This is a genomic window from Dankookia sp. GCM10030260 (assembly GCF_042666655.1).
In the GTDB taxonomy this organism is placed as follows: Bacteria; Pseudomonadota; Alphaproteobacteria; order Acetobacterales; family Acetobacteraceae; genus Paracraurococcus.
The window spans coordinates 1,094,807-1,116,853 of sequence record NZ_JBHTDE010000002.1 but is presented as its reverse complement, the minus strand read 5'-3'; the positions used below and the strand labels follow the sequence as shown (position 1 = coordinate 1,116,853).

Below are 22,047 nucleotides of genomic sequence, written 5' to 3'. Positions count from 1 at the left end.
CGATCGTCATGGCGCGGCGGCTCAGGCTCTACTCCGCCCTGCCGGCGCCGTCCTTCTGGCTGCCCGATCCGGATTTGTCCGAGATCTACATGCCGGTGATCCTCGGGCTGCTGCGCCACGCCAGGGCGCATTGGGGGGGACGGCTGGGGCCGGCCAACATCCGCCTGATCGCCTCGATGCACCGCGCCATCGGCGGCCGGCGGATCGCCGGATGGATGGAGCCGGCGTGATGCCGGGGCGGGCAGGCAAGGCCGGGGGAAGGTATTCCCCCGGACCCCCATCTGTTACCGCGAGTCGGCACCTGCCGCGCGGCGGGTCCCGACTCACGGCAAGGAAGGGAGGGGCCTGGGGAGGGAATACCTTGCCCTCCCCAGCCTTACCCCAGCGGCAGCAGCACCAGCGCCGCGGCCTGCGCCGCGATGCCCTCGCCGCGCCCGGTGAAGCCCAGGCGTTCGGTCGTGGTCGCCTTCACCCCGACCCGGCCGGACTCGACGCCGAGCAATTCGGCCAGGCGCGCCTGCATCGCCTCCCGGTGCGGGCCGATCTTCGGCCGCTCGCAGAGGATGGTGACGTCGGCATTCGCCAGCACCCCGCCGCGCGCGGCGATGCGGCCGGCGGCGTGGGTGAGGAATTGCGCGCTGTCGGCGCCCTTCCAGCGCATCTCGGAAGGCGGGAACCAGCGGCCGATATCGCCCTCGGCGAGCGCGCCGTAGATGGCGTCGCACAGCGCATGGATGCCGACATCGGCGTCCGAGTGGCCTTCCAGGCCGAATTCGCAGGGCACCACCACGCCACACAGCACCATGGGCCGGCCGGCCTCGATCCGGTGGACGTCGAAGCCGGTGCCGATGCGGGGGAAAAGCTGGGTCAAGCCTTGGGCCTCCACGCGGGCGAGGTCTTCGGGGAAGGTGATCTTGATGTTGGTCTCGGCGCCGGGGATCAGCGCCACCCGGGCGCCGGCCAGTTCCAGCAGCTGCGCGTCGTCGGTCGCCTCGGCCGTCGCGGCGCGGTGGGCGGCGAGCAGGTCGGCGAAGCGGAAGGCCTGCGGCGTCTGGGCGCGGAACAGCCCGGCGCGCGGGACGGTCTCCTGGATCGTGCCGCCCGCGGCGCGCTTCAGCGTATCGGCCACCGGCTGGGCCGGGATGGCGCCGGGCGACTCCGCCAGCGCCGCCAGCAGCGCCGGGATGGTGCCGGGCGGGATCACCGGCCGGGCGGCATCGTGCACCAGCACCACGGCGGGGGCGCGGGGCGCCAGGGCCTCCAGCCCGGCGCGGACGCTGGCCTGGCGGGTCTCGCCGCCCGGGACGGGGGGCAGGGCGGCCAGGCCTTCGAGGATGCCGGCGACCCGGGCTTCCTCGCCGGGCGCGCAGACCGGCTGCAGCAGGGTGACGCCGCCTTCGGCCAGCAGCGCCTCCGCCGCCAGGCGCAGCACCGGGCGGCCGAGGAGGGGGAGGTACTGCTTGGGCTGGTCGGCGCCGAAGCGGGTGCCGCGTCCGGCGGCCATGAGGAGGGCGGCGATGGTCATCGCCGGAGAGGGTAGCGGATCGGCGGGCTGACGGGAACGCGGGGCCGGCTCCGCAAAAACTGTCACTACGGCGCCGCATGGCGTTGCCGGACGGCATCACATCGCATACCCTGCCCAAATCATGAGCATCACCTTGCCTTCGGATCATGGCCGGTCCAGCCCCGTGCCCGGTCTGCGGTCGCTCGCGGTCGGCGCCGTGCGGATCGACGTGCCGGTCTACCTGGCGCCGATGTCGGGCGTCACCGACCTGCCCTTCCGCCGGCTCGCCCGCGCCCAGGGGACGGGGATGGTGGTCAGCGAGATGATCGCCTCCCAGGCCATGGTGCGGGAGAACCGGCAGACCCTGAAGATGGCCGAGGTCGACGGCTTCGGCGCGCCCTCGGCGGTGCAGCTCGCCGGCTGCGAGCCGGCGGTGATGGCCGAGGCCGCGAAGCTGGCCGCCGACCGGGGCGCGGCGATCATCGACATCAACTTCGGCTGCCCGGTGAAGAAGGTGGCGGTCGGCCAGAGCGCCGGCAGCGCGCTGATGCGGGACGAGCTGCGGGCCGCCGCCATCCTCGAGGCCGTGGTGCGGGCGGTGGACGTGCCGGTCACCCTGAAGATGCGGATGGGCTGGGACCACCAATCGCTCAACGCCCCCAGGCTCGCTTCCATCGCCGAGGCCTGCGGCATCCGCCTGGTCACCATCCATGGGCGGACCCGGCAGATGCTCTACACCGGCACCGCCGACTGGGCCTTCGTGCGGCTGGTCAAGGACGCGGTGGCGATCCCCGTCCTGGTCAACGGCGACATCCTGACGCCGGAGCACGCGGCGGAGGCCTTGCGGCAATCCGGCGCCGACGGGGTGATGATCGGGCGCGGCTGCTACGGCCGCCCCTGGTTCCCGCGCCAGGTCGCCGAGTACCTCGCCACCGGCCTGCCGCCGGCCGAGCCGGCGCTGGCCGAGCAGCTGGCGATCCTGCTGGCGCACTACCGCGACATGCTGTCGCACCACGGCACGGTCACCGGCGTGCGGCTGGCCCGCAAGCACATCGCCTGGTACTCGAAGGGCCTGCCCGGCTCGGCCGAGTTCCGCTCCGGCATCAACCAGGTCGACACGGCGGAGGCGGTGGAGCAGCGGATCCACGCCTTCTACGGCCCGCTGCTGGACCAGGGGCTGGAGGCAGCGCGGGCCCGGTTCCATGCGCTCGGCCACGGCGCCGAGCAAATCGCCGCATGAGCGGCGCCCTGGCCACCCGCCCGCGCGCCACGCTGCCGCGCAGCGTCCCGCTGCCGGATGCCGCGGCGATGCTTTCCGCGTTGCCCATGCCGGCGGTGGTGCTGGATGCGGAGAACCGCTTCCGCTACGCCAACCCGGCGGCCGAGCTGTTCTTCCAGCTCTCCTTCCCGACGCTGGCGACCATGAGCCTCGGCGACCTGCTGCCGGAGGACAGCCGGCTCTTCGCCCTGCTGGCCCAGGTGCGGCAGCACGAGGCGCCGGTCTCCGACCACGACATGCTGCTCGACAGCCCCCGGCTGCACCGCCGCGGCGTCGCCGCGCATGGCGGGCCGCTGCCGGAGATGCCGGGCGGCGTGGTGCTGACGCTGCACGACGGCTCGACCGCGCAGATGATGAACCGCCAGCTCAACTTCCTCGGCGCCGCCCGCGGCGCCTCGGCGATGGCGGAGATGCTGGCGCATGAGGTCAAGAACCCGCTCTCGGGCATCCGCGGCGCGGCGCAGCTGCTGGAGCAGTCGAGCACCGACGACGGCGACCGCGAGCTCTGCCAGCTCATCCAGGACGAGGCCGACCGCATCCGCAACCTGGTCGACCGCATGGACATGTTCTCCGACCGCCCGGTCGAGCTCGGCCCGGTCAACATCCACCAGGTGCTGGACCACGTGAAGCGGGTCTCGCAGACCGGCTTCGCCGCGCATCTGCGGATCGTCGAGGAGTACGACCCCTCCCTGCCGCAGGTCTGGGGCAACCGCGACCAGCTGGTGCAGATCCTGCTGAACCTGGTGAAGAATGCCGCCGAGGCGGTCGATCCCATGGGCGGCGAGATCGTGCTGTCCACCGCCTACCACCACGGCGTGCGCATCGCCGTGCCCGGCAGCAAGGAACGCGTCCACCTGCCGCTGCAGGTCAGCGTGCGCGACAACGGCCCGGGCATCCCCGAACCGGTGCGCGCCACGCTGTTCGAGCCGTTCGTGACCACCAAGCGGGGCGGGCAGGGGCTCGGCCTCGCCCTCGTCGCCAAGCTGGTCGCCGACCAGGGCGGCCTTATCGAATGCGACAGCCGCCCCGGCCGCACCATCTTCCGCCTATCCCTCGCCATGCCGCCGACGGCTGCGCGGCGGGCGGAGGCGGCAGCGCGCGCAGCCGAGCGGGGCGCCGCCGTCCGTGCCAAGGGTCGATGATGTCTGACACCGCCAGCCGTACCATCCTGATCGCCGACGACGATCGGGCCATCCGCACCGTGCTGAGCCAGGCCCTCGGGCGGTCCGGCTACCAGGTGCGCGCCACCTCCTCCGCCGCCACGCTGTGGCGCTGGGTCGAGGACGGCGAGGGCGACCTGGTCATCACCGACGTGGTGATGCCGGACGAGAACGGCCTGGATCTCGTGCCGCGCATCAAGCGCATCCGGCCGGACCTGCGCGTCGTCGTCATGTCGGCGCAGTCCACCTTCATGACCGCGCTGAAGGCGGCGCAGCGCGGCGCCTTCGAATACCTGCCCAAGCCCTTCGACCTGAAGGAATTGCTTTCGGTCGTCGAACGCGCGCTGGCGGCGCCGCAGTCCCCGGCGCCGGAGGAGGAGGGCGACGACCCCGCCGAGCGCCTGCCGCTGGTCGGCCGCAGCCCGGCGATGCAGGAGATCTACCGCACCGTCGCCCGGCTCACGACCACCGACCTGACGGTGATGATCACCGGCGAGTCGGGCACCGGCAAGGAACTCGTCGCCCGCGCCCTGCACGACTACGGCCGCCGCCGCGGCGGCCCTTTCGTCGCCATCAACATGGCCGCCATCCCGCGCGAGCTGATCGAGAGCGAGCTGTTCGGGCACGAGCGCGGCGCCTTCACCGGCGCGCTCAACCGCGGCATCGGCCGCTTCGAGCAGGCCGCCGGCGGCACGCTTTTCCTCGACGAGATCGGCGACATGCCGCCCGAGGCGCAGACCCGCCTGCTGCGCGTGCTGCAGGAGGGCGAGTTCACCACCGTCGGCGGCCGCAACCCGATCAAGGCCAATGTCCGCATCGTCGCCGCCACCCACCGCGACCTGCGCCAGTCGATCCGCCAGGGGTTGTTCCGCGAGGACCTGTTCTACCGCCTGAACGTGGTGCCGATCCGCCTGCCGCCGCTGCGCGAGCGGCTGGAGGACATCCCCCTGCTGGCCCGGCATTTCCTCGACCGCGCGAAGAATTCCGGCCTGCCCTCGAAGCAGCTCAGCCTGGAGGCGGTCGATCGGCTCAAGCAGCATTCCTGGCCGGGCAATGCGCGCGAGCTGGAAAACCTGATGCGGCGCCTCGCGGCCCTGTACCCGCAGGAGACGATCGACGCCGACGCGGTCGGCGCCGAGCTGTCGGAGGCCGAGCCGCCCGCCGAATCGGGCGCCGCGCGTGGGCCGGAGACGCTGGAGCAGGCGGTCGAGCGCCACCTGAAGGCCTTCGTCGCCGCGCACAAGGACGGCCTGCCGGTGCGCGACCTCTACGACCGGGTGCTGGCCGAGGTCGAGCGGCCGCTGCTGCGGCTGGTGCTCGGCGCGACGCGCGGCAACCAGATCAAGGCCGCCGCGATGCTCGGTCTGAACCGCAATACCCTGCGCAAGAAGATCCGCGAGCTCGACCTGCCCGTGGTGCGCGGGCTCGGCTGATGCGCATCCCGCGCCCTGGCGGGGGAGACCCGACGGCGGCGCAGGGTGGGGCGCCACGCGGTGGCCGCCTGCCTGAGGCGGAGCCCGATGGCGCCGGCGGGCCGCGCGGCCTGCTGCGGCGGGTGGCCGACCTGCTGCTGGGCCGCGGCATGACGCTCGGCCTGGCGGTCGGCGCGCTGCTGCTGGGCATCGCCACCTTCACCGTGCTGTCGAACGGCAGCCCCTTCGGCCCGACCCGGCCGGGGGTCGAGCTCGGCCTGATGCTGGTCAGCGTGCTGGTGCTCTGCCTGCTCGGCGCCTCGCTGGCCGGCCGGCTGGTGCGGGTCTGGGCGGAGCGGCGGCGCGGCTCGGCCGGCTCGCGGCTGCATGTGCGGCTGGTGCTGCTGTTCGGCGTGGTCGCGGTGGTGCCGGCGATCCTGGTCGCCGGATTTGCCGCGGCCTTCTTCAACCTCGGCATCCAGGCCTGGTTCGGCGACCGGGTGCGGACCGCGCTGGAGGCCAGCCGTCAGGTCGCCCAGGCCTATCTGGAGGAACACCGCAACAACATCCGCGGCGACGCCCTGGCCATGGCCAACGACCTCAACCGCGCCGGCAGCCTGCTACTGACCGACCAGGGCCGCAGCTTCGCCCAGGTGCTGGCCACCCATACGCTGCTGCGCGGCCTGACCGAGGCGGTGGTCTTCGACCCGACCCTGCGGCGCCCGATGGCGCAGTACGGGCCGACCGCGAACTACGAGCTGGACCCGCCGCCCGACTGGGCGATGGACATCGCCCGCCAGGGCGAGGTCGCGGTGCTGCCGGACGAGCAGGCCGGGCGCGTGCGTGCCGTGGTGGCGCTCGACAGCCGGCCGATGCTGATGCTGGTGATCGGCCGGCCGGTGGACCCGGAGGTGGTGAACAACCAGCAGCGGGCCGAGCGCGAGGTGTCGCAGTACGAGCAGCTCGACCGCAACCGCTACGGGTTGCAGCTCACCTTCATCATGATCTTCGCCGTCGCCACCCTGCTGGTGCTGCTGGCGGCGGTGCTGATCGGGCTGGTGCTGGCCAACCAGCTGGCCCGGCCGATCGGCCGGCTGATCGTCGCCGCCGAGCGGGTGCGGGCCGGCGACCTGTCCACCCGGGTCGAGGAATCCGCGGCCGACGAGGAGCTGTCGAGCCTGACCCGCGCCTTCAACCGCATGACCAACCAGCTCGCGGCGCAACGGGCCGAGCTCATGCAGGCCTACCGGCAGATCGACGACCGCCGCCGCTTCACCGAAGCCGTGCTGGCCGGGGTCTCGGCCGGCGTCGTGGGGCTCGAGCCCGACGGGCGCATCAACCTGCCGAACCGGCGGGCGAGCGAGCTGCTCGGCCTCGACCTCGATGCCGGGATCGGCCTGCCGCTGGCCGCCGTGGTGCCGGAATTCGCCGCCCTGCTGGACCGCGTCGCGGAGGAGGACGCGCATGGGCCCGACCGCGCCATCACCGCCGAGATCCGCATCGGCCCGCCGTCCAACCGGCGCACCCTGCTGGCCCAGGTGGGGGCGGAGCTGCAGGCCTCGGCCGAGGATGGCCGGGCGCCGCGGGTCGCCGGCTACGTGCTGACCTTCGACGACATCACCGAACTGCTGTCGGCCCAGCGCAAGGCGGCCTGGTCGGACGTGGCGCGGCGGATCGCGCATGAGATCAAGAACCCGCTGACCCCGATCCAGCTCTCGGCGGAACGGCTCAAGCGGCGCTACCTGAAGCAGATCACCAACGACCCGGAGACCTTCATCGCCTGCACCGACACCATCGTCCGCCAGGTCGGCGATATCGGCCGCATGGTCGACGAATTCTCCGCCTTCGCGCGGATGCCGCAGCCGGTGATCAAGCCGGAGGACCTGGCCCAGGTGGTGCGGGAGGCGCTGGTGCTGCAGCGCGACGCGCATCCGCGGATCGCCTACCGGGTCGAGCTGCCCGAGGCCGCGCCGGTGGTCCCCTGCGACCGCCGGCTGCTGGGCCAGGCGCTGACCAACCTGCTGCACAACGCCGCCGATGCGGTGACGATGCGCATCCAAGGCGAAACCCAGGCGGAAGCAGCCGATGCGGCGCCGCGCCCTCCGGGGGAAGTCATCGGACACATCACCGTGCGCATCGAGCCGGGCGAGGACATGGTGGCGATAGCGGTGGAGGATGACGGGATCGGCCTGCCGCAGGGCGATGAGCGCGAGCGGCTGGCCGAGCCCTACGTGACCCACAAGGCCAAGGGGACGGGCCTCGGCCTTGCCATCGTGAAGAAGATCATGGAGGACCATGGGGGCAGGCTGGGGCTGGAGGACAGGCCCCGCGATCCGGGGGCAGGCGACGAGAGCGCCGGCGCCCGGGCCGTACTGACCCTGCCCTGGCGGTCGGCGCAGGATCGGCCGCTGGCAGGCGACAATGACCGTCCGGATGGGAGCATGAGGCGCGCGCATGGCGCATGAGATCCTGATCGTCGACGACGAGCCGGACATCCGTGCCCTCATCGAGGGCATCCTGACGGATGAGGGCTACGAGACGCGCCAGGCCCACAACAGCGACGCGGCGCTCGCGGCCTTCAAGCAGCGGCGCCCGTCCATGGTGGTCCTGGATATCTGGCTGCAGAATTCCCGGCTCGACGGCCTGGGCATCCTGGCCGCCCTGCATCGCGAGGAACCGCAGATCCCCGTGGTGATGATCTCCGGCCACGGGACGATCGAGACCGCGGTGCGGGCGATCCAGCAGGGCGCCTACGACTTCATCGAGAAGCCGTTCAACTCCGACCGGCTGCTGCTGGTGGTGGCCCGCGCGCTGGAGGCGGCGCGGCTGCGGCGGGAGAATTCCGAGCTGCGGCTGCGCGCCGGGCCGGAGGCCGAGCTGGTCGGCGTGAGCCCGGGGATCGGCCAGCTGCGCACCGCGATCGAGCGGGTGGCGCCGACCGGGTCGCGCGTGCTGATCACCGGCGCGGCGGGCTCGGGCAAGGAGGTGGCGGCGCGGATGATCCATGCGCGGTCGCGCCGTGCCGACGGGCCGTTCGTCGCGCTGAACTGCGCCACGCTGAACCCGGCGCGCTTCGAGGAGGAGCTGTTCGGGCTGGAGGCGGGCAACGACGCCAATGCCCAGCCGCGCCGGGCCGGGGTGCTGGAACGCGCCCATGGCGGCACGCTGCTGCTCGACGAGGTCGCCGACATGCCGCTGGAGACCCAGGGCAAGATCGTGCGCGCGCTGCAGGAGCAGGGCTTCGAGCGGGTCGGCGGCGCGGTGCGGGTGAAGGTCGATGTCCGCGTCATCGCCACCACCAACCGCGACCTGCAGGCGGAGATCGCCGCCGGGCGGTTCCGCGAGGACCTGTTCTACCGGCTGGCGGTGGTGCCGCTGCGGATCCCCTCGCTGCGCGAGCGGCGCGAGGACGTGCCGGCCCTGGCGCGGCATTTCATGGGCCGCTCCGGCGAGCTGTCCGGCATGGCGGCGCGGGAGCTGGCCGAGGATACCCTGGCGGCGCTGCAGGCCTATGACTGGCCGGGCAACGTGCGGCAGTTGCGCAACCTGATCGACTGGCTGCTGATCATGGCGCCGGGCGAGGCGCGCGACCCGATCCGGGCGGAGATGCTGCCGCCCGAGGTGGGCTCGGCGGCGCCGGCGATGCTGAAGCTGGACCGGTCGTCGGAGATCATGACCCTGCCGCTGCGCGAGGCGCGGGAGCTGTTCGAGAAGCAGTACCTGGAGGCGCAGCTGTTGCGCTTCGGCGGGAATATCAGCCGGACGGCGAATTTCGTCGGGATGGAGCGCAGCGCGCTGCACCGGAAGCTGAAATTCCTCGGCGTGCATGCGGAGGACCGTGCGCCGGCCCAGGCGGCGGCCGCCGCCGCGGCAGCGGGGAACACGCACTAGGCCGGGGCGGCTTCCCTTCCGGGGGCAGGTTGGGTTAGCTGCCTGGCAGCTACCAGCCTTGGGGATTCCATGTCGCGCATCGCCTATGTGAACGGCCGCTATTGCGACCAGCGGCTGGCCTCGGTGAACATCGAGGATCGTGGCTACCAGTTCGGCGACGGGATCTACGAGGTCGTCCACCTGCATGACGGCCGTTTCGTCGATGAGGCGCGGCACCTCGACCGGCTGGAGCGCTCGCTGCGGGAGATCCGCCTGCCGATGCCGATGAGCCGCGCCGCGCTGCGCCACGTGCTGGCCGAGGTGGGGCGGCGCAACCGGGTGACCGAGGGGCTGCTCTACATGCAGGTGACGCGCGGGGTGGCGCGGCGCGACCATGCCTTCCCGGCCCGGCCCGTGCCGCCGGCGCTGGTGGTGACGGTGAAGCGGATCGCGCCCTACCCGACCGATGTGGACCGCTGGGCGGCATCCTGCATCACCCTGCCGGACCTGCGCTGGGCGCGGCGCGACATCAAGTCGGTCAACCTGCTGCCGAACTGCCTGGCCCGCCAGGCGGCTCGGGAACAGGGGGCGATCGAGGCGATCCTCTACGACGAGACGACGGGGATGGTCACCGAGGGCGCCGCCACCTCCTTCTGGATCGTCGACGAGCATGGGGTGATCCTGACCCGCCAGCTGGACCAGGTGATCCTGCCCGGCTGCACCCGCGGCGCGCTGCTGGCGGAACTCGCCGCCGCCGGCATCGGCTGGGAGGAGCGGGACTTCTCGCTCGCCGAGATGCGGCGGGCGCGGGAGGCCTTCCTGACCTCGGCGACCTCCTTCGTGAAGCCGATCACCCGGATCGACGGGGCGGCGGTCGGCGACGGCACGGTCGGGCCGGTGGTGCGGCGGCTGTTCGAGATCTTCGCCCGCCACGTGAAGGGCGGCCCACGCAATGCAGAGTGATCGTGCAGGCGGGCCGATGGAGACCTGTGGGGCTGCCGGCCCTCCGGTCATCGGACCGCGGGCCGTCCTCTGGGACTGGGACAACACGCTGGTCGATGGCTGGGCCGCCATCGCCGCCGGGCTGAACGCCGCCTTCCGCGCCCATGGCCTACCGGAATGGACGCTGGAGGAGGTGCGCGGCCGCGTCCGCCGCTCGCTGCGGGAGACCTTTCCGGAGATGTTCGGCGCCGCCTGGGAACAGGCACGCGACACCTTCTATGCCGAGGTCCGCGCCCGGCACCTGGCGGTGCTGACGCCGATGCCGGGTGCGGCGGCGGCGATCGCCGCGGTCGCCGCCGCCGGCCTGCCGCAGGGGGTGATCAGCAACAAGCAGGGCGCCCTGCTGCGGGCCGAGGCGGCGCATCTCGGCTGGGACGGATGCTTCGGCTGCCTGGTCGGGGCCGGCGACGCGGTGGCCGACAAGCCCGACCCCGCCCCCTTCCGGATGGCGCTGGCGGCGCTCGGCCTGCCGGCCGGGCCGGAGGTCTGGTATGTCGGCGACACCGCGCTCGACATGCAGGCAGCGCGGGGCGCGGGGTGCACCGCCATCCTGCTGGGCGACGCGGCGCATGACGGCGGCATCGCCAAGGCCCTGCCGGACCGCGCCTTTGCCGATGGCGCGGCGCTGGCCGCCTGCTTCGCGGGCAGATCGGGCAGGGTGTGATGCCATGCGCGACAGGAATTGCTGCGTCGCAGCAAATTTCTGCGTCCGGAGGCCAACCATCCCTTGCAAGTAAGGCCCCGGTATCAGATGTTCGGTGGACTTTGATTATGGGTGCAGACCGCCCCGGACAGTCGCTTCAAGCGACTGCCAAGAACAAGAAGGACAGCGCCGTGGCCGCCGAGAAGTCCCAGAACGTGCAGGACGTCTTCCTGAACCACGTTCGCAAGAGCAAAACTCCCGTGACGATCTTTCTCGTCAACGGCGTGAAGCTGCAGGGCATCATCACCTGGTTCGACAACTTTTCCGTCCTGCTGCGTCGGGACGGGCATACCCAGCTGGTCTACAAGCATGCGATCAGCACCGTGATGCCGGGCGCGCCGATCCAGCTCTTCGATGCCACCGCGGCCCGCGAGGGTGCGGCAGTGACCCGCGAGGGCAATACCCTGACCATGACCCGTGAGGTCCATCCTGCCGGAACTGAGTGAGGGTAGCCTGCCCGAGCCGGCGAATGATCGCGGCGACGGGACGGACGAAGGCCCGACCCGCGCCGCGGTGATCCTGCCCTATGAGCGGACGCTGCGCGCCGTGCCCACTGCCGGAGCGCCGGCGGAAGGGGTGCAGCGCGCCTCGGAGGCACGGCTGGCCGAGGCCGTGGGCCTGGCCGCCAGCATCGGCGTGACCATCGTCCACCAAGCGGTGCTGCCGCTGCGCGAGCGGCGGCCGAGCACGCTGTTCGGCTCCGGCCAGGTGGAGGCGGTGAGGCAGGCGATCACCGAGCAGCGGGTCGGGCTGGTCGTGGTCGATGCCGCGCTGTCGCCGGTGCAGCAGCGCAACCTCGAGCGCGAGTGGAAGTGCAAGGTCATCGACCGCACCGGCCTGATCCTCGAGATCTTCGGCGAGCGGGCGCGCACCAAGGAAGGCGCGCTGCAGGTCGAGCTCGCCCATCTCGACTACCAGCGGACGCGCCTCGTGCGGTCCTGGACCCACCTGGAACGCCAGCGCGGCGGCTTCGGCTTCCTCGGCGGCCCGGGCGAATCGCAGATCGAGCTCGACCGCCGGCTGATCACCGACCGCATGGTCAAGCTGAAGAAGGAGCTCGACCAGGTCCGCCGCACCCGCGGCCTGCACCGCCGCGACCGCGAGCGCGTGCCCTATCCGGTGATCGCGCTGGTCGGCTACACCAATGCCGGGAAATCCACGCTGTTCAACGCCCTGACCGGCGCCGGCGTCTATGCGCAGGACCAGCTCTTCGCCACGCTCGATCCCACCATGCGCGGCATCCGGCTGCCCTCCGGGCGGCGGGCCATCCTGTCGGATACCGTGGGCTTCATCTCCGACCTGCCGACGCAGCTGGTCGAGGCCTTCCGTGCGACGCTCGAGGAAGTCGCCGCGGCCGATGTCATCCTGCATGTCCGCGACGTGGCGCATCCCGATACCAGCGCGCAGCGGAACGACGTGCTCGGCGTGCTGCGCGAACTCGCGGCCGGCCCGAACCCGGCGATGGACGAGGGCTGGGAGGCGCGGGTCGTCGAGGTGCTGAACAAGGCCGACCTGCTGGGCGGCATCGGCGCGGTGCCCGGGGCGAATGGCGGCGACGGCCGCGTCGTCGCGGTCTCGGCGCTGACCGGGGAGGGGCTGGACGACCTGCGCGCCGTGCTCGACGCGCGGCTCGCGGCCGGGCTGGAAGTGGTGGACTATGCCATCCCGGCCGCCGACGGCGCGCGGCTCGCCTGGCTCTACCGGCATGGTGAGGTGGTAGCGCGCGAGGATGCCGAGGGTGACGTGCGGGTCACCGTGCGGCTGACCCCGGCCGACCGGGCGCGGTTCGAGCAGTCGCCGGCATGATCGATGCCCGTGCCGCAGCGGATGTCGCGGCCCTGCTGCGTGCGGCGAGCCAGGCGGAGATCCTGCCGCGCTTCCGCCGGCTGGCCGCGGGCGCGGTGCGCGCCAAGTCCGGGCCGCTGGACCTGGTGACCGATGCGGACGAGGCGGCCGAGCGGATGATCGCCGCCGGCCTGCAGGCGCGCTTCCCCGGCTGCGTCGTGGTGGGGGAGGAGGCGGTGGCCGCCGACCCGGCGCTGCTCGGCGCGCTGCATGGCGCCGACCTGGCCTTCGTCGTCGACCCGGTGGACGGCACCGCGAATTTCGCCGCCGGCCTGCCGCTGTTCGGCTGCATGGCGGCCGCGATCGTGCACGGCGAGATCGTGGCGGGCTGGATCCATGATCCGCTGGGCGACGATACCGCGGTGGCGCTGCGCGGGGAGGGCGCCTGGATCGAATCCCCCGACGGGCATCGGCACGACCTGCGCGTCGCGGCGCCGGTGCCGGTCGCCGAGACGGTCGCCGCGGTGAGCTGGGGCTACATGGCGGAGCCGCTGCGCAGCCGGGTCACCGCGCGGCTGCCGCTTCTGCGCGCCACGGTCGGCTTCCGCTGCGCCGCGCATGAATACCGCATGGTCGCCGGCGGCCATGCGCACGCGCTGATCTACAACCGGCTATATCCCTGGGACCACGCGCCGGGCTGGCTGCTGCACCGCGAGGCGGGCGGGTATTCGGCGCGGTTCGATGGCAGCCCCTACGGTCCGCTGGCGACGACGGGCGGGCTGATCGTGGCGCCGGACCGGGCGAGCTGGGACGCGTTGCACGTGGCGCTGATCGAGGCGTGAGGCTGGGGAGAAAGTATTCTCCCCGGACCCCTCATCTATTCCTCTGAGCCGGCACGCGCCTCGCGGCAGGTGCCGACGCAGAAAATGGTTTTCCCTCCCCAGAACTTCTTCAGCGTCCGGCGCGCACCAGCTTGCCGGGCAGCGCGCCGGTATGCACGCCGTTCTCGAAGACCGGCACGCCCGACACGAAGGTGGCCTTGTAGCCGTCCACCCGCTGCATCAGCCGCCGCCCGCCGGCCGGCAGGTCGTACCAGACCTCGGGCTTGTGCAGCCGCAGGCCCTCGTAGTCGATGATGTTGACGTCGGCCTTCTTGCCCACCGCCAGCCGGCCGCGGTCGTGGAAGCCGAAGAAATCCGCCGTCTCCGAGGTCTGCCGCTTGATGACGAATTCCAGCGGCAGCCGCGCGCCGCGATGCCGGTCGCGCGCCCAATGGGTCAGCATCCAGGTCGGCACGCCGGCGTCGAGGATGGACGAACAATGCGCGCCGCCGTCGCCGAGGCCCAGCACCGTCGCCTCGTCCGTCAGCATGGTGTGGATGACGTCGTGGTTGTCGACGTTGTAGCCGGTGACCGGGAAGAAGATCAGGTTGGCGGGATCGGCCGCCATGTAGTCGTAGGCCACCTCGTCCGGGGTGCGGCCTTCGCGTTCCGCGATCGCGGCGATGCTCTCGCTCGCCGGCGGCTCGTAGTCCGGCGGGTCGCCCAGCTTGAACATGCGGTGCCAGCGGCGGACGATGTGCTGGCGGAACTGGCTGAGCCGGGAGAGCAGTGCTTCGTCCGGCTTGTCGGCCAGGATCCCGGCCCGCACCGCGGGGTCGCGCAGGCGGGCCAGGCGCTCGGCCACGGGCAACTGCAACAGCGCCTGGTAGCTGGGGCGGATGGTGAAGGGGTTCAGCGCGGTGTCGACGCCGAGCAGCACGCCCACGGGACGGCCGGCCACCTGCGCCGTCACCATCGCGCCCTGCGCGCGCGCCGCCTTGACGCCGTCGATCAGCCGGCGCCAGCGCTCGTCGTCGGTCGGGCGGTCGGTCAGCAGGAACCAAACCGGGCGGCCGGTCTCGCGGCCCAGCTGGGTCATCCAGCCGAGCTCCGACTCCTCGATGTCGAAGTCGCTGTTCATGCCGAAGGCGCCGTAGCCGACATCGCCGAGCGCGCGGCCGATGCCGAGCAGTTCGTCGATCTCGGAATAGCGGCTCGGCACCATGCCGCCGGTCAGGGTCTTGTGGGAGTTGGTCCGCGAGGTGGTGAAGCCGAAGGCGCCGGCGCGCATGCCCTCGGCGGTCAGCCGCCGCATGGTGGCGATGTCCTCCGCCGTCGCGGCTTCGAGGTCGATCGCGCGCTGGCCCATGACATAGACCCGCAGCGGGTGGTGCGGGATCTGGGTGGCGACGTCGATGGTGCGCTTCATGCCCTCGAGCGCGTCGAGATATTCGGGGAAGCTCTCCCAGTTCCACTTCAGCCCTTCGGCCAGGGCGATGCCGGGGATCTCCTCCACCGCCTCCATCAGGCCGATGAGCTGGGTGTGGTCCTGGCGGCGGACGGGCGCGAAGCCGACGCCGCAATTGCCGAAGAGGATGGTGGTGACGCCGTGCCACGACGACGGCGCCAGCATCGGGTCCCAGGTGGCCTGGCCGTCGTAGTGGGTATGGGCATCGACCCAGCCCGGGGTGACCAGCAGCCCGTCGGCCTTGACTTCGCGCCTGGCGGGCCCGGCCTTGCCGCCGACCTGGGTGATGCGGTCGCCGTCGATGGCAAGGTCGCCGGTGAAGGCGGGACTGCCGGTGCCATCGATGATGCTGCCGCCGCGGATGACCGTGTCATGCATCGCGTGCTTCCTTCTTGTGGGACTTATGGGGCGGCCTCTGCCGCCGGCCTGGACGTTGCGCTGGATTGAAGGCCCGGCCGGCCCTGCCGGTCAAGCGCGCCCTGGCCTCCGCCCAGCAAGCGGGCAGCCAGGCGGCGATGGGCACAGGCCCTGGGCAACGCCGCGTCTCATCGGTGGCGGGCGCCACGCAACCGCCCTTGCGCCCGCTTTCGCTTCTCCGCATCATCCATCCGGGAAGAACGCATCACCGGCAGGCACAGCCCATGGATGGCTCGCTTGCGCCCGCATCGCGCGTCGATGCACGCGGTGGCGCCGCTTGCCGTTCCTGTACCAGGCTGCGCGGATCCTGCGGCACCGGCCGCGGATCCTATTCTGTGTGGCACGGGAGGGAATGCGACATGCCGATGGAACATGTGATTGCCGCGACGCCGGACATGCTGGTCTGGGGCACGCTGGCCGCGGCGACCCCGCCCGCCGTGACCGTCGACTCAGGCGACGTCGTCGCCATCCATGCCATGCCCGCCGGCGGCGCGCCGGCCTTCCCGCCGGATGCCGCGGCGGTGCCGGCGGACTACCGCGCGGCGGTCGAGCAGGTGCCGCAGGGGCCGGGCGCGCATTTCGTCAACCGCCCCGTCTTCGTCCGCGGCGCGGAGCGCGGCGACACGCTGCAGGTGGATATCCTGTCGGCCGATCCCTGGATGGATTGGGGCTTCGTCGCGGTGATGCCGCTGCTCGGCACGCTGCCGGAGGAGTTCACCGAATACGAGACCATCCACCCGAAGATCGACCTGGCGCGCAACACCTGCCTGCTGCCCTGGGGCACGGAGCTGCCGCTCGACCCCTTCTTCGGCGTCATCGGCACCGCGCCGCCGCCGGAATGGGGCGTCTGCAGCACCAACGTACCGCGCGCCTTCGGCGGCAACATGGACAACAAGGAGCTGAAGCCGGGCACCACCCTCTACCTGCCGGTCTTCAACGAGGGCGCGCTGTTCTACGCCGGCGATGGCCATGGCGTGCAGGGCGACGGCGAGGTCTGCATCACCGCGCTGGAGACCGGGCTGAAGGGCCGTTTCCGGCTGACGGTGCGGAAGGACCTGCAGTTCAGGATGCCCTTCGCCGAGACGGCGATGCACCTGATCTCGATCGGGCTGGACGAGGACCTCGACGACGCGGCGAAGCAGGCGGTGCGGGAGATGGTGCGGGAGATCTGCGTGCGCACCAACCTGTCGCGCAACCAAGCCTACATGCTGTGTTCGCTGATCGGCGACCTGCGGGTGACGCAGACGGTCGATGGCAACAAGGGCGTGCACATGATGCTCGCCAAGACCTACCTTTGACGCCGGCTGGGGGGAACGCGCCATGGATCTCGGGCTGAGCGGCAAGCGCGCGCTGGTGACCGGCGGCACCAAGGGCATCGGGCGCGCGATCGTCGACCTGCTGGCGGCGGAGGGCTGCAGCATCGGCCTCTGTGCCCGCAACGCGGCGGAGGTGGAAGCCACCGTCGCGGCCTTGCAGGCGAAGGGCACCACGGCGACCGGCGCCGCGCTCGACGTGTCGGATGGGCCGGCGCTGCGCGCCTGGGTCGCCGAGAGCGCCGCGGCGCTGGGCGGCATCGACATCGTCGTCGGCAATGTCAGCGCGCTGTCGGTCGGCGGCGACGAGGCCTCCTGGAAGGCCGGCTTCGCCACCGACATCATGGGCAGCGTCGTGCTGGTGGATGCGGCGATGCCCTTCCTGGAGACATCGGGCGCCGGCTCGATCGTGCTGATCTCCAGCGTCTCCGGCCGGGAGATCGACTTCGCCGCCGGTCCCTATGGCGCCTTCAAGGCGGCGCTGGTGCATTACGCGCAGGGGCTGGCCTTCCAGCTCGCGCCGAAGGGCATCCGGGCGAATGCGGTCTCCCCGGGCAACACCTATTTCGCAGGCGGCATCTGGCCGCGTATCGAGCGCGACATGCCCGCCTTGTTCGCGGAGGCGATGAAATTGAACCCGATGGGCCGCATGGGAAGGCCGGAGGAGGTGGCGAATGCCGTCGCCTTCCTCGCCAGCCCGGCGGCCAGCTTCATCACCGGCACCAATCTCGTGGTCGACGGCGCCCTGACGCGAGGCGTCCAGCTCTAGGGAGAAGACGAATGCATCGCAGGAATTTCCTCGCCGCCGCCGCCGGTGGCCTGGCCGCGCCGCTGGTCATGCAGCATGCCGCGCTCGGTGCCGACCCGATCAAGGTCGTCGGCATCCATGATGCCTCGGGCGGGCTCGACATCTACGGCAAGCCGATGATCGCCTGCCTGGACTTCGCGGTGGAGGAGATCAATGCCGCCGGCGGGCTGCTCGGCCGGCCGATCTCGGTGACCAACTACGACCCGCAGTCGAACATCCAGCTCTACACCCAGTTCGCCACCCAGGCCGCGACCAAGGACAAGGCCGCCGTGGTCCACGCCGGCATCACCTCGGCCAGCCGGGAGGCGATCCGGCCGGTGTTGAAGCGCTACAACACCTTGTACTTCTACAACACGCAGTACGAGGGCGGCGTCTGCGACCGCAACGCCTTCTGCACGGGATCGACGCCGGCACAGAATGTCAGCCGCCTGGTGCCGCACGTGATGAACAAGTGGGGCAAGAAGATCTACATCCTGGCGGCCGACTACAACTACGGCCAGATCACCAGCAAATGGGTGACCAAGTTCACCCGGGAGAATGGCGGCGAGGTCGTCGGGCTCGACTTCTTCCCGCTCGACGTCACCAATTTCGGCCCGGCGATCCAGAAGATCCAGGCCGCGAAGCCGGACATCGTCATGTCGGTGCTGGTCGGCGGCGCGCATATCTCCTTCTACCGGCAATGGGCGGCGGCGGGGATGAAATCGCGCATCCCGATGGCCTCCACCACGCTCGGCGGCGGCAACGAAAGCCTGGTGCTCTCGCCCGAGGAAGGCGACGGCATCATCAGCGCCTTCAGCTACTTCCAGGAGGTCGACACCCCCGCCAACAAGGCCTTCCTGGCGAAGTTCAAGGCCAAGCTCGGCGCCAACACCCCCTATCTCGGCGGCGAGCTGGCGATGCGCAGCTATGTCGGCGTGAACCTCTGGGCCGAGGGCGTCAGGCGCGCCAAGTCCATCGACCGGATGAAGGTGATCGAGGCGCTGGAATCGGGCGTCAGCTTCGCCGGTCCCCCGGGCCTGACCACGCTCGACCCCAAGACCCACCACACCACGGTCGACGTCTTCATCGCCGAGGTTAAGAACAAGGGCTTCCAGGTGCTGGAGACCTTCCCGCAATCGCCGCCCTCCGACACCCAGTCGGTCTGCGACCTGCAGAAGGAGCCGAACGCCAACAAGCAGGTGGTGGTCGACATCAGGACCTGACCGGCCGATGGACGCCATCCTCGCCACCGGCATCCAGGCGCTGACTGGCATCGCCTCGCTGCTGCTGGTCAGCCTCGGCCTCGCCATCGTCTTCGGCATGATGCGGGTGATCAACCTGGCGCATGGCGAATTCCTGATGCTCGGCGCCTACAGCGCGATCCTCGCCGTCGAGGCCGGGGTCAACCTCTGGGTGGCGATGCTGGTGGTGGCGCCGGTCTGCGTCGGGCTGCTCGGGGCGGTGGTCGAACGCCTGGTGATCCGCCGGCTCTATGGCCGCATGGTGGACACCATGCTGGCGACCTGGGGGCTGTCGCTGGCGCTGATCGGCGCGGTGACCATGATCTTCGGCAACAGCGTCGCCGGCTTCTCGGCGCCGCTCGGCAGCGTGCAGATCGGCGTCTACTCCACCTCGGGCTACGGGCTGTTCCTCATCGGCGCGACCGTGGTGCTGCTGGCCGCGGTCTGGGCGGTGCTGCGCTTCACGCCCGTGGGTCTGATCGCGCGCGGAACCATGCAGAACCCGGGGATGGCGGCTGCGCTCGGCGTGCCGACCGAACGGGTCTATGCGCTGAGCTTCGCCGCCGGCGCCGCGGTCTCCGGCCTCGCCGGCGCGCTGATGGCGCCCTTCTCCGGCGTCGTGCCGACCATGGGCACGGCCTATATCGCCAAGTCCTTCATCACGGTGATCACCGGCGGTGCGGCGATGCTGGCCGGCACCGGCTCGGCCTCGGTGCTGCTCGGCGGGGTCAACACCATCGGCACCTTCGCCTTCACGCCGGTCCTGGGGGAGGTGCTGATGCTCGGCGTCGCCATCCTGCTGCTGCGGCTGCTGCCGCAGGGTATCACCGGCCGCTTCTTCCGGCGGGCACTGTGATGGACAGGCGCCGCGCCGCCTTCCAATGCGGCCTCGCGATCTTCGCCGCCGCGGTCGCCGCCTGGTGGCTGCCGCAGGTGCTGGAGCTGTTCTCGATCATCAACGCCACCGTCTATACGGCGATGGCGGTCCTCGCCCTCAGCCTCGGCCTGGTCTGGGGCTTCGGCGGGATCCTCTGCTTCGGCCAGGCGGCCTTCTTCGGGCTCGGCGGCTATGCCTATGCGGTCGCCGCGCTGAACTTCGCCGATGCCACCTGGGCGATCCCGGTCGCGCTGCTGGTGCCGACGCTGGTCGCCGCGGCACTGGGCTACGTGATGTTCTACGGCCGGATCAGCGATGTCTACATGGGCGTCATCACGCTCACGGTGACGCTGATCCTGTTCAACTTCACCAACTCGACCGCCGGCGAGGAATGGCGCATCGGTGCCGCGCCGCTCGGCGGCTTCAACGGCATCCCGGCGACGCCGCCGCTCAACATCCCCGGCGACCCCGGCACGCCGCTGGCGCCGGAGCAGATCTTCGTCCTCGCCATCGCCTGCCTCGCCGGCTGCTACGTGCTGTGCAAGCTCATCCTGCGCAGTCCTTTCGGCCGGGTGGTGGTGGCGATCCGCGAGAACGAGCTGCGCGCCTCGCTGCTCGGCTATGACGTGCGGCTCTACAAGCTCGGCATCTTCACCATCGGCGGGGCCATGGCGGGGCTGGCCGGGATGCTGTTCGCCAATTGCGTCTTCGTCAGCCCGACGATGTTCTCCCTGGCCTATTCCGGCCAGATCATCATCTGGGTCATGGTCGGCGGGGTCGGCACGCTGTTCGGGCCGGTGGTCGGCGCCATGCTGCTGCAGGCGCTGACCGCCTGGGCTGGCACCCTGCCGAACATCAACCCCAACCTGATCCTCGGCCTGGTCCTGGTCGGCGCCGTCCTGCTCATCCCGCGCGGGCTGCAGCCGACCTTGGCCGCGCTCCTGCGCCGGCGGGAGGCGCCATGACCGCGCTGCTGGCGACCGAGGGGCTGACCATGCGCTTCGGCGGCGTGGTCGCCGTCGATGGCGTGACGCTGTCCATCCAGGAACGCGAGCTGCGCTGCCTGATCGGCCCGAACGGCGCGGGCAAGTCCACCTTCTTCCGCTGCCTCACCGGCCAGTACCGGCCGACCGCCGGCCGGGTGCTGTGGCGGGGCAGGGACATCGCCGGCCTCGAGCCGCACGCGATCGCCCGCCTCGGCATCGGCATCAAGACCCAGGTGCCCTCGCTGTTCGACGGGCTGACGGTGCTGGAAGGCGTCACCCTCGGCGTCCGCCGCAAGCATGGCGAGCGCGAGGCCCGGCGCCGCGCGCTCGCCGCGCTCGACCGCCTCGGAGTGGCCGACCTTGCCGGGGCTACGGTCGGGCTGCTGGCGCATGGCCAGCGCCAGCTGGTCGAGCTCGCCACCGTGGTGGCGCCGGCGCCGGACCTGATCATCCTGGACGAGCCCACGGCGGGGATGAGCGCCGAGGAGACCGCCGGCACCGCCGCGCTGATCCGGGAGATGAGCCGCGACCATGCCATCGTCGTGGTGGAGCACGACATGCAGTTCATCCGCGCCATAGCCCAGACCGTCACCGTCTTCCACCAGGGCAAGGTGCTGGTCGAGGACACGGCGGCGGCGGTGCTGGCCGACCCGCGGGTGCACGACGTCTATCTCGGCCGGCCGCCGCAGGCGCGGCAGGCGGTGCCGGCATGATGGAGGTCACCGGCCTGGTCTCGGGCTATGGCCGCATCGGCGTGCTGCACGGGCTCGACCTGACGGTGGGCGAGGGGAGCTGCGTCGGCATCCTCGGGCACAACGGCATGGGCAAGACCACCCTGCTGCGGACCATCATGGGGCTGCTGCCGGCCAAGGCGGGGCGCATCACGCTGGACGGCACTGGGATCGAGCGGCTGCCGACCCATGCCCGGGCGAGGCTCGGCCTCGGCTACGTGCCGCAGGGGCGGCTGATCTTCCCGGCGCTCTCGGTGCTCGACAACCTCCGCTTCGCCATCGTCGCCAAGGGCGGGGCGGAGGCGCTGATCCTCGAGGAGATCCTCGATGAATTCCCCGAGCTGAAGCGGCTGCTCGACCGCCCCGGCGGCGCGCTCTCGGGCGGGGAGCAGCAACTGCTCTCGCTCGCCCGCGCGCTCTGTGGCCGGCCGCGCCTGCTGCTGCTGGACGAGCCGACCGAGGGCATCCAGCCCTCGATCGTCGAGGCGATGGTGGAGCGCATCCATGGCCTCCGCCGCCGCGGCCTGTCCGTGCTGCTGGTCGAGCAGAACCTGGATTTCATCCAGGCGCTGTCCGACCGCATCCTGCTGATCCAGCGCGGCCGGATCACGCGGGAGATGCCCCCGGCCGCGCTGGCCGACCCTGCCCTGGTGCAGGAATTCGTCGGCACCCACGCCTGAACCCCGAAGGA

General features: G+C 71.4%; 19 protein-coding genes and 1 pseudogene. 18 read left to right on the top strand and 2 right to left on the bottom strand.

Annotated features, from left to right (window positions below; translation table 11 throughout):
* A pseudogene (locus ACFQS7_RS11685) lies at positions 1 to 230 on the top strand (hypothetical protein); the annotation flags it as partial.
* Positions 231 to 376: 146 nt separating this feature from the next.
* Here the strand turns inward: ACFQS7_RS11685 and ACFQS7_RS11680 are convergent.
* Positions 377 to 1,525, bottom strand: coding sequence for a bifunctional 2-C-methyl-D-erythritol 4-phosphate cytidylyltransferase/2-C-methyl-D-erythritol 2,4-cyclodiphosphate synthase (locus tag ACFQS7_RS11680; protein ID WP_380067218.1), 1,149 nt, complete (start codon positions 1,523 to 1,525; stop codon positions 377 to 379).
* 121 nt (positions 1,526 to 1,646) lie between these two features.
* Between ACFQS7_RS11680 and dusB the strand changes: the two genes are divergently transcribed.
* The 10 genes from dusB (at position 1,647) to ACFQS7_RS11630 (ending at position 13,557) form a co-directional block, all read left to right on the top strand.
* A complete protein-coding gene (dusB, locus tag ACFQS7_RS11675; protein WP_380067217.1) occupies positions 1,647 to 2,744 on the top strand; it encodes a tRNA dihydrouridine synthase DusB in 1,098 nt (365 codons plus the stop codon).
* The gene (locus tag ACFQS7_RS11670; RefSeq protein ID WP_380067216.1) at positions 2,741 to 3,925 is read left to right on the top strand and encodes a nitrogen regulation protein NR(II); all 1,185 of its coding nucleotides are present in this window, start codon (positions 2,741 to 2,743) and stop codon (positions 3,923 to 3,925) included. Before dusB ends, ACFQS7_RS11670 begins: the two co-directional genes overlap by 4 nt.
* Positions 3,922 to 5,376 carry a nitrogen regulation protein NR(I) gene (gene ntrC / locus ACFQS7_RS11665; protein WP_380067215.1) on the top strand — a complete coding sequence of 485 codons (1,455 nt, stop codon included), beginning with the start codon at positions 3,922 to 3,924 and terminating at the stop codon, positions 5,374 to 5,376. Before ACFQS7_RS11670 ends, ntrC begins: the two co-directional genes overlap by 4 nt.
* A gap of 149 nt (positions 5,377 to 5,525) precedes the next feature.
* Entirely contained in the window at positions 5,526 to 7,820 is a 2,295-nt protein-coding gene (locus tag ACFQS7_RS11660) for an ATP-binding protein (RefSeq protein ID WP_380067250.1), read from the top strand.
* Positions 7,810 to 9,246, top strand: coding sequence for a sigma-54-dependent transcriptional regulator (locus ACFQS7_RS11655; RefSeq protein WP_380067214.1), 1,437 nt, complete (start codon positions 7,810 to 7,812; stop codon positions 9,244 to 9,246). The genes ACFQS7_RS11660 and ACFQS7_RS11655 overlap by 11 nt, the downstream gene beginning before the upstream one ends.
* Before the next feature lie 69 nt (positions 9,247 to 9,315).
* Positions 9,316 to 10,188 carry a D-amino-acid transaminase gene (locus tag ACFQS7_RS11650; protein ID WP_380067213.1) on the top strand — a complete coding sequence of 291 codons (873 nt, stop codon included), beginning with the start codon at positions 9,316 to 9,318 and terminating at the stop codon, positions 10,186 to 10,188.
* A 16-nt stretch (positions 10,189 to 10,204) separates the two neighbouring features.
* A complete protein-coding gene (locus ACFQS7_RS11645) occupies positions 10,205 to 10,891 on the top strand; it encodes an HAD family hydrolase (RefSeq protein ID WP_380067212.1) in 687 nt (228 codons plus the stop codon).
* 170 nt (positions 10,892 to 11,061) lie between these two features.
* Positions 11,062 to 11,376, top strand: coding sequence for an RNA chaperone Hfq (gene hfq, locus ACFQS7_RS11640; RefSeq protein WP_380067249.1), 315 nt, complete (start codon positions 11,062 to 11,064; stop codon positions 11,374 to 11,376).
* A gap of 7 nt (positions 11,377 to 11,383) precedes the next feature.
* On the top strand, positions 11,384 to 12,736 hold the full coding sequence (gene hflX, locus ACFQS7_RS11635) for a GTPase HflX (RefSeq protein WP_380067248.1): 1,353 nt from the start codon (positions 11,384 to 11,386) through the stop codon (positions 12,734 to 12,736).
* Complete coding sequence (locus ACFQS7_RS11630; protein ID WP_380067211.1) at positions 12,733 to 13,557, top strand: inositol monophosphatase family protein; 825 nt, start codon at positions 12,733 to 12,735, stop codon at positions 13,555 to 13,557. The genes hflX and ACFQS7_RS11630 overlap by 4 nt, the downstream gene beginning before the upstream one ends.
* Before the next feature lie 109 nt (positions 13,558 to 13,666).
* Here the strand turns inward: ACFQS7_RS11630 and ACFQS7_RS11625 are convergent, their stop codons facing one another.
* Positions 13,667 to 15,382 (bottom strand): amidohydrolase family protein, encoded by a 1,716-nt coding sequence (locus tag ACFQS7_RS11625; RefSeq protein ID WP_380067210.1) that lies wholly within the window; start codon positions 15,380 to 15,382, stop codon positions 13,667 to 13,669.
* Positions 15,383 to 15,780: 398 nt separating this feature from the next.
* Here ACFQS7_RS11625 and ACFQS7_RS11620 point away from each other — a divergent pair, with 398 nt between their 5' ends.
* From ACFQS7_RS11620 to ACFQS7_RS11590, 7 genes are read left to right on the top strand one after another with little or no spacing between them, the layout of a single operon-like run.
* A complete protein-coding gene (locus tag ACFQS7_RS11620) occupies positions 15,781 to 16,719 on the top strand; it encodes an acetamidase/formamidase family protein (protein WP_380067209.1) in 939 nt (312 codons plus the stop codon).
* A 22-nt stretch (positions 16,720 to 16,741) separates the two neighbouring features.
* A complete protein-coding gene (locus ACFQS7_RS11615) occupies positions 16,742 to 17,503 on the top strand; it encodes an SDR family NAD(P)-dependent oxidoreductase (protein WP_380067208.1) in 762 nt (253 codons plus the stop codon).
* Positions 17,504 to 17,514: 11 nt separating this feature from the next.
* Complete coding sequence (locus ACFQS7_RS11610) at positions 17,515 to 18,744, top strand: ABC transporter substrate-binding protein (protein WP_380067207.1); 1,230 nt, start codon at positions 17,515 to 17,517, stop codon at positions 18,742 to 18,744.
* A gap of 7 nt (positions 18,745 to 18,751) precedes the next feature.
* Positions 18,752 to 19,618: a branched-chain amino acid ABC transporter permease gene (locus tag ACFQS7_RS11605; RefSeq protein WP_380067206.1), complete on the top strand. Its 867-nt coding sequence runs from the start codon at positions 18,752 to 18,754 to the stop codon at positions 19,616 to 19,618.
* A complete protein-coding gene (locus ACFQS7_RS11600; RefSeq protein ID WP_380067205.1) occupies positions 19,618 to 20,604 on the top strand; it encodes a branched-chain amino acid ABC transporter permease in 987 nt (328 codons plus the stop codon). The genes ACFQS7_RS11605 and ACFQS7_RS11600 overlap by 1 nt, the downstream gene beginning before the upstream one ends.
* On the top strand, positions 20,601 to 21,338 hold the full coding sequence (locus ACFQS7_RS11595) for an ABC transporter ATP-binding protein (protein ID WP_380067204.1): 738 nt from the start codon (positions 20,601 to 20,603) through the stop codon (positions 21,336 to 21,338). Before ACFQS7_RS11600 ends, ACFQS7_RS11595 begins: the two co-directional genes overlap by 4 nt.
* Complete coding sequence (locus ACFQS7_RS11590; RefSeq protein WP_380067203.1) at positions 21,335 to 22,036, top strand: ABC transporter ATP-binding protein; 702 nt, start codon at positions 21,335 to 21,337, stop codon at positions 22,034 to 22,036. The genes ACFQS7_RS11595 and ACFQS7_RS11590 overlap by 4 nt, the downstream gene beginning before the upstream one ends.
* The last annotated feature ends 11 nt before the right edge of the window (positions 22,037 to 22,047 follow it).